Source organism: Cellulomonas algicola (assembly GCF_003851725.1).
Classification (GTDB): Bacteria; Actinomycetota; Actinomycetes; order Actinomycetales; family Cellulomonadaceae; genus Cellulomonas; species Cellulomonas algicola.
On sequence record NZ_BHYL01000360.1, the window covers coordinates 1 to 6,406 of the forward strand.

Consider the following 6,406-nt stretch of genomic DNA (forward strand, 5'->3'; position numbering starts at 1 on the left):
GGCGACGGCTTCGTCGCCGTCGACCGGATCGGCCGCGAGCTCACCGGGGTCGTCGACTGGCACGACGCCGAGGAGGCGCTCGACGGCCACGGCCTGCACTGGCTCGCCGACCGGTGGCAGCTGACGCTCGACGACGGGCGCGTCGTGCGGGTCCGGATGTCCGAGGTCGCCGCCGACCGGGTCGTCGTCACCACCGACGACTTCGGCGACGTCAACGCCGTCGTCACGCGGTACGTCCTGCCCTTCCCGGCACCGGCGGCGCTGCGCCCGTTCGCGGGCGACCCGGGCGTCATCGACGGCCTCGGCGCGCACTGAGCCGTCCCGCCGCTCGCTCGACCGCCGCGCGCCGGACCGGCGCGCGGGAGCGTCGCGCGCGTCCTCCCCAGCCGCGGCGCACGCCTCGTCAGGTCGGGCGCGCGCCGCGGCGCCAGCGGGCCGGGGTCACGCCGTGCTGCTCCCGGAAGCGTCGCACCAGGTAGGCGGCGTCCCGGTGGCCCGTGCGCTCCGCGACGAGCGCGACCGGCAGGTCGGTCTCGACCAGCAGGCGGCGCGCCTCGATCATCCGCCGCTCGGTGAGCCACTCGAGGACCGTGCGGCCCGTGCGCTCCCGCACGACGGTCGTGAGGTGCCCGGTCGTGTAGCCGAGCGACCGGGCGACGTCCCGCGTCGAGATCGGATCCCGGAAGCCGGCCTCGATCGCGTCGAGGACCGCGGCGACGATCGGGTCCCCGCCCCCGTGCGCCGGCGGTCCCGCGAGCCGCGCGACCGACACGAGCAGCAGCGTCAGCGCGGCCGTGGCCGCCTGGTCGGCGGCCGCGAGCGACGGCGGCTCGTCGTGCGCGGGCGCCTCCCGGGCGAGCACGTGCAGCAGGGACTCCCACGCGGCACGGTCGTCGTCGGGCACGCGCAGCGTCCGGGGACCGCCCGTACCCGACTCCGCGAAGGCCGCGAGCAGGGGGTGGAACCGCCACGCGAGCGGGTTCGCCGTCACGCCCGCGACCGCGTCCGCCGTGAAGAACACGACCCACGACCGCGCCTGGTCGGGCTCGTCCGTCGTCGCGCCCCCGACCACCTGGCCGGGCGACACCAGGCACACGTCCCCGGCGACCAGCGGCACGCCGTGGCCGTCGACGAGCAGCGACCCGCTCCCCCGCGCGACGTGCACGAGCACCAGGAAGTCGTGCGCGTGCGGCATGCCCCCGGGCAGCGCCCGGGGCGAGATCTGCTCGCCCGTGAACAGCTGCGCGCCGATCGGGACCCGCCCGGGACGGCGGTCGTAGGCGACGACCGGGGCACCGTCCGCCCGGCGTCGGGCGCGCGTGAACGGCGCCGCCGGGACAGCCGAAGAACGTCGCATTCTCCCCGCACTTCCGTCCTGGTCCGCGCTCCCGTCGCGCCGGACGCTGGTTGCAGCCCGGCGGACGGTCTACCACGCCGCCGACGACCAGGAACAGGTGGTGCCCGATGTCCACGACGCCCGACGTGACGCTCGTCGACGACCTCGCCGACGACGCCGTCACGCCCTACCTCCCCCCGACCGGCCGCGTCTCGCTGCTGCCGTTCTACGACGTGCTCAGCGCCGTGACCGGCGTGCGGCGCCGCCACGCGCGGCTCGTCGGCCTCGCCGGGATCCGCGCCGGCGACCGCGTCCTCGACCTCGGGTGCGGCACCGGCAACGTCGCGCTGCTCGTCGCGCGCACGATCCCCGGGACGGTCGTCACGGGGCTCGACCCCGACCTGCCCGCGCTGCGCCGCGCCACCCGCAAGGCCCGGCGGGCGCGCGTCCCGCTGACGTTCGTGCGCGGGTACGGGCAGGCGATCCCGCTGCCCGACGCGAGCGTCGACCACGTCGTGTCCGCGCTCGCGCTGCACCACGTGCCCGAGGGCGACCGGGACGCCACCGCGGAGGAGGTCGCGCGCGTGCTGCGGCCCGGCGGCCGCGTCACGATCCTCGACTTCGGCGGGCACGGGCACGGCGGACACTCGCTAGGACGGTCGCACCTGCCGCGGTTCGGCGCCGCCGCGGCGGACGGCCTGCGCGCGAACGTCGACGACGGGCTCGTCCGGCTGCTCGCGGGGGCCGGCCTCGTCGACGCGCGGGAGGTCGCGAGCGGGCGGCTGATCGGCGCGGACCTCACGTTCGTGGGCGCCCGCAAGGCCTGACGTCGCGGCGGCCCCGACGCAGCGGGGGCCGGTCGGCGGGACCGCTCGACCGTCCGCGTCGGCCGGGTGGTCGGCCCGTGGGGCGGACGCGTGCACGCCCGTGGCGTCCGGTCGCCTACCGCTCCGGGCGCTCGATGGTCGTGCGGACCGTGGTGACGGTCGGGCGGCGTGGCACGGACGAGAAGCCGAACGCGACCGGCGGCACGGCGGGCAGGAGGTCGCCGCACGGCCGACCGTCCCAGGTGACGCGCGCGTCGACGACGGCGTGCTGGTCGGTCGCGCCGTACCACTCGCGTCGTCCGGCGCCCGCGCTGCCCCGGGTCCGCACGCCCGGGAGCAGCGCGCGGGCGACCGGGTCGGCGAGGGTGGCGAACGTCCGCGAGCGAGCCAGCGGTCGCGGGACCGCGCGGAGGAGCCGACCGAGCGGCGTGCGGTCGCCGATCGTGACGTCGGCGGTCAGCGGGCCGGCGTCGACGAACCAGCGACGGGCGGTCCCGTCGCAGGTCACGCGCACGGGAGTGAGGACGACGTCGTCGAAGACGTAGGTCGCGGCGATCTCGTCGGCCACGTCGCGGTGCGGCGCGAGCAGCGTGCGCCGGCCGCCGACGTCCTGCGTCATGACGTCCGCGAACGGCGGCCACGGCGAGCGGAGCCAGCGACCGATCACGACCCGGCGGCCGTCGGCCGTCGCGAGCCCCAGGATGTGGCCGTCGTAGCGGTCGAGCACGCCCCAGTGTCGCCGCGGGTGCCTCGGGGCGCGCGTCGACGGGCGTCCGCAGGTGCGGACGGACGCGGCCCGACCGGCGCGCCGCGGCCCGTCGTCCTGGGAGCGCGCCGCCCCCCCGTCGATGAAGCCCTGGGCCGCCGCGCGGCGAGGCGGCGCCCGGGTCGGCGGGCAGCGCCGCGCCTAGGCTGCGAAGGTGCCCGACCCGATGCACTTCGACGGCATGGCCGACCTCTACGACCGGGCGCGGCCGCCCTACCCCGACGCGCTGTGGTCGCGGCTGGGGGCGCTCGGCGTGCTGGGGAGCGGGACGCGCGTGCTCGAGCTCGGCGCCGGGTCGGGGCTCGCGACGGCGCCGATGGTCGCGGCCGGTGCCGCGGTGACGGCGGTCGAGCCCGGTCCGGCCCTGGCCGACCTCCTGCGACGTCGGGTCCCGGAGGCGACGGTCGTCGAGGGGACGGCCGAGTCCGTGCCGCTGGACGACGCGGCGTTCGACCTCGCGGTGGTGGCGACGGCGGTGCACTGGTTGGACCTCGACGTCGTGCTGCCGCGGCTGCACCGCGCGCTCGTCCCCGGCGGTCACCTCGCGGTGTGGCGGCACGTGTTCGGTGACCCGACGGCGCCGCTCACGCCGTTCCGGGAGCGCGTCGCGCAGATCGTGCGGGAGCGGGGCGATGTTCCGCCGCGGCCGGGGCCCGCGGAGCTCGACACGACCGGGTGGGTCGGCCGCCTGACCGCCGGCGGCTGGTTCGCGGTCCGGCACGTCGACGAGCTGCGGTGGTCGGTCGACCTCGGTGCCGACCAGGTGCGCGACCTGTTCACGACGTTCAGCGAGTGGTCGGACGCCGAGGCCGAGGCGGCCGGACGCGCGGTGCGGGACCTCGGCGGTCGTGTCACCGAGCACTACCTGACGCCGCTGCTCGTCCTGCGTCGCGCGGGGACGCCCACGCGCTGAGTGCGAGGATCGGGACCATGACGGACGACACGGCTCAGGACCCCGCCGGGACGGTCACGGACGTCGTCGAGCGGAGCCTCGCGGAGCTGACGGACGCCGACGTCGAGGACGTCTACCGGCGGCTGCTCGTGCCGACGTTCCGGCCCGAGGAGCTCATGGCGCTCGACGAGGTCCGTGCGACGTTCACGGGACCGGACGCGCAGCCGTCCGACGTGGTGCTCGCGGGCGGCAGGCCCGTCGGCGTCATGCTCGGCACCTGGTACGCGGACCGGCGTGCGCTGCTGCTGACGTACCTGGCGCTCGACCCGTCGGCGCGGGGCCTCGGGCTCGGCGGCCGGCTGATGCGGGAGGTGCTGCCGCGGTGGGCGGCGACGTCCCCGGGCTCGCTGGTCGTGGCGGAGGTCGACGACCCGCGTGTGTGGGCCGCCGACGCGACGCAGGGCGACCCCGTCGCGCGGCTGCGGTTCTACGGCCGGCACGGTGCGCGGCTCGTCCCGCTCCCCTACGTGCAGCCGTCGCTGAGCCCGGGCGCGGCGCGCGTCGACGGGATGCTGCTGCTGCGGCTCGACACCACGCCGGGGCTGTCGGGCGACGCGCTCGCGGCGTTCCTGGCCGACTACTACGCCCAGTCGGAGGGTGCGTCGGCGGTGGCGGACCCGCAGGTGTCGGCGCTGCTGGACGCGGCCCGTGCGCTCGACCTCGACGCCCTGTGGCCCGTCGACCGGTGGGACGACGTCGTCCGCTGACCACGGACGGCCGACGGGGCGGGGCGCGACGTCACGCACCCCGCCCCGTCGGGTCGATCAGGTCAGGCTGTGCTCAGCGGGTCACAGGTACCACTGCTGGTTGGCCTGGTTGTTGCAGTCCCAGATCTGCACGCGCTGGCCGTCGTGCACGGGCAGCCCGCCGACGCCGTCGAGGCAGCGGCCGGACTGCGGGTTCTTGATCGCGCGCGTGCCGGAGTCGTAGGTCCAGCGCTGGGCGGCCGTGCCGTTGCAGGTCCAGAGCTGCACGACGGTGCCGTTGGCCGTCCCGCCGCCGCTCACGTCGAGGCACTTGCCGAGCGCCCGGACCGTGCCGTCGGAACCGCGGGTCCAGGACTGCGCGGCGTTGCCGTTGCAGCCGACGACCTGGATCGGGTTGCCGTCGTGCGTCTGCGCCCACGGGACGTCGAGGCACAGCTGGTTCGCGACGCGGATCGTGCCGGTGCCGGTCGGCAGCGAGCCGCCGCCCCCGCCACCACCGCCGCCGGTCGAGCCGTTGTCGTAGACGCGGACGTAGTCGACCTTCATCTGCTGCGGGAGCTGCGTCGACCCGTCGGGGTAGCCGGGCCACTGGCCGCCGACGGCGACGTTGAGGATGAGGAAGTACGGCTTGTCGAACACCCACGGGTTGCCGCCGACGCGGCTCGTCGTGACCTGGTGGTAGACGTTGCCGTCGACGGACCAGGTGATGGAGCCGGGCTTCCAGTCGACCGCGTAGGTGTGGAAGTCGTCGGCGAACGACCAGCCCTGCGGGTGCTGGTACATGCCGGTGATGCCCGCACCGCCCGAGTAGCCGGGGCCGTGCACGGTGCCGTAGATGCGGTGCGGCTCCTTGCCGACGTTCTCCATGATGTCGATCTCGCCGCTGCTGGGCCACGACGTCTGGGGGAAGTCGCCGCCGAGCATCCAGAAGGCGGGCCAGATGCCCTGGCCGCGCGGGATCTGGATGCGCGCCTCGATCCGCCCGAACTTCTGCTCGAACTTGTTGTTGCTCTGCAGACGCGCCGACGTGTACGACCCGTCTCCCTCGCGGCGGGCGGTGATGACGAGGTTGCCCTGGCCGTCGAGCGCGGAGTTCGCGCGGGACGTCGTGTAGTTCTGCAGCTCGCCGTTGCCCCAGCCGCCGGCGCCGGTGTCGTAGCTCCAGACGCTGCCGTCGGGGGCGCTGCCGGCGCCGCCGTTGAACTCCTGGGACCAGATGACGTCGCCGACCGCGGCGGACGCGGGGGCGGCGGGACCGCCGGTGAGCTGGGCGGCGGTGAGGGCGCTGGCGACCAGGCCGACGGTCAGGACGCCTGCGCCGATCATGCGGCTGCGGCGGACGTGGCGTGGGCGGGACGTGCGGGGACGTACGAGTGCGACGGGCATCGGTGCCTCCTCGGGGTCGTCTGGTGGACGACGCAAGCGCGGCTGACTCGTGTCACTTCGTTGTGCCGGGCGCGCCCTGCCGTCCGGCGACCGACCGTAACGGCCCTGCTTACTGACAGGCAAGTAATCCTTACCGAGGCCACCCGATCGTGCGGCCAGGACCCCGCTGACCTGCGACGACGCGCGCGGTCAGCGAAACGATTCGGGATCCATCGGACAGCGACCGCGCGCCGCCGCAGTCACGACGGGTGCCCGTCGGACCGCCGGCGGGCGTCGAGATACGCGCGCACGGTGTCGTCGTCCGCGAGCTCGGCCGCGCGCGCGAAGGCGCGTCCCGACTCGTCGGCGCGGCCCGCACGCGCCAGCAGGTCCGCGCGCGCCGCCCACCACGGCTGGAACGCCGGCACCGGCTCCGACGGCAGCGCCGCGAGC

Annotated in this window: 7 protein-coding genes and 1 pseudogene; 4 read left to right on the top strand and 4 right to left on the bottom strand. The window is 76.1% G+C overall.

All coding sequences use genetic code 11. From position 1 onward, the window contains the following. A partial coding sequence (locus CTKZ_RS19015; protein ID WP_124344389.1) for a hypothetical protein occupies positions 1-315 on the top strand: 315 nt, incomplete at its 5' end. Positions 316-403: 88 nt separating this feature from the next. On the opposite strand, the gene CTKZ_RS19020 is transcribed toward CTKZ_RS19015, so the two are convergent. Then, positions 404-1,357, bottom strand: coding sequence for an AraC family transcriptional regulator (locus CTKZ_RS19020; RefSeq protein ID WP_124344390.1), 954 nt, complete (start codon positions 1,355-1,357; stop codon positions 404-406). A 107-nt stretch (positions 1,358-1,464) separates the two neighbouring features. Between CTKZ_RS19020 and CTKZ_RS19025 the strand changes: the two genes are divergently transcribed. Continuing rightward, complete coding sequence (locus CTKZ_RS19025; protein ID WP_124344391.1) at positions 1,465-2,163, top strand: class I SAM-dependent methyltransferase; 699 nt, start codon at positions 1,465-1,467, stop codon at positions 2,161-2,163. A 115-nt stretch (positions 2,164-2,278) separates the two neighbouring features. Here CTKZ_RS19025 and CTKZ_RS19030 read toward each other — a convergent pair whose 3' ends face one another. Then, on the bottom strand, positions 2,279-2,890 hold the full coding sequence (locus CTKZ_RS19030; protein WP_124344392.1) for a hypothetical protein: 612 nt from the start codon (positions 2,888-2,890) through the stop codon (positions 2,279-2,281). 193 nt (positions 2,891-3,083) lie between these two features. Between CTKZ_RS19030 and CTKZ_RS19035 the strand changes: the two genes are divergently transcribed. Beyond that, positions 3,084-3,842, top strand: a complete 759-nt coding sequence (locus CTKZ_RS19035) for a class I SAM-dependent methyltransferase (protein ID WP_124344393.1) — start codon at positions 3,084-3,086, stop codon at positions 3,840-3,842. Between the two features lie 17 nt (positions 3,843-3,859). After that, positions 3,860-4,588, top strand: coding sequence for a GNAT family N-acetyltransferase (locus CTKZ_RS19040; protein WP_124344394.1), 729 nt, complete (start codon positions 3,860-3,862; stop codon positions 4,586-4,588). Positions 4,589-4,669: 81 nt separating this feature from the next. On the opposite strand, the gene CTKZ_RS19045 is transcribed toward CTKZ_RS19040, so the two are convergent. Both CTKZ_RS19045 and CTKZ_RS19050 read right to left on the bottom strand, forming a co-directional pair. Continuing rightward, the gene (locus CTKZ_RS19045; protein WP_124344395.1) at positions 4,670-5,974 is read right to left on the bottom strand and encodes a glycoside hydrolase family 16 protein; all 1,305 of its coding nucleotides are present in this window, start codon (positions 5,972-5,974) and stop codon (positions 4,670-4,672) included. 239 nt (positions 5,975-6,213) lie between these two features. Continuing rightward, positions 6,214-6,406 (bottom strand): annotated as a pseudogene (locus CTKZ_RS19050) (RNA polymerase sigma factor); the annotation flags it as partial.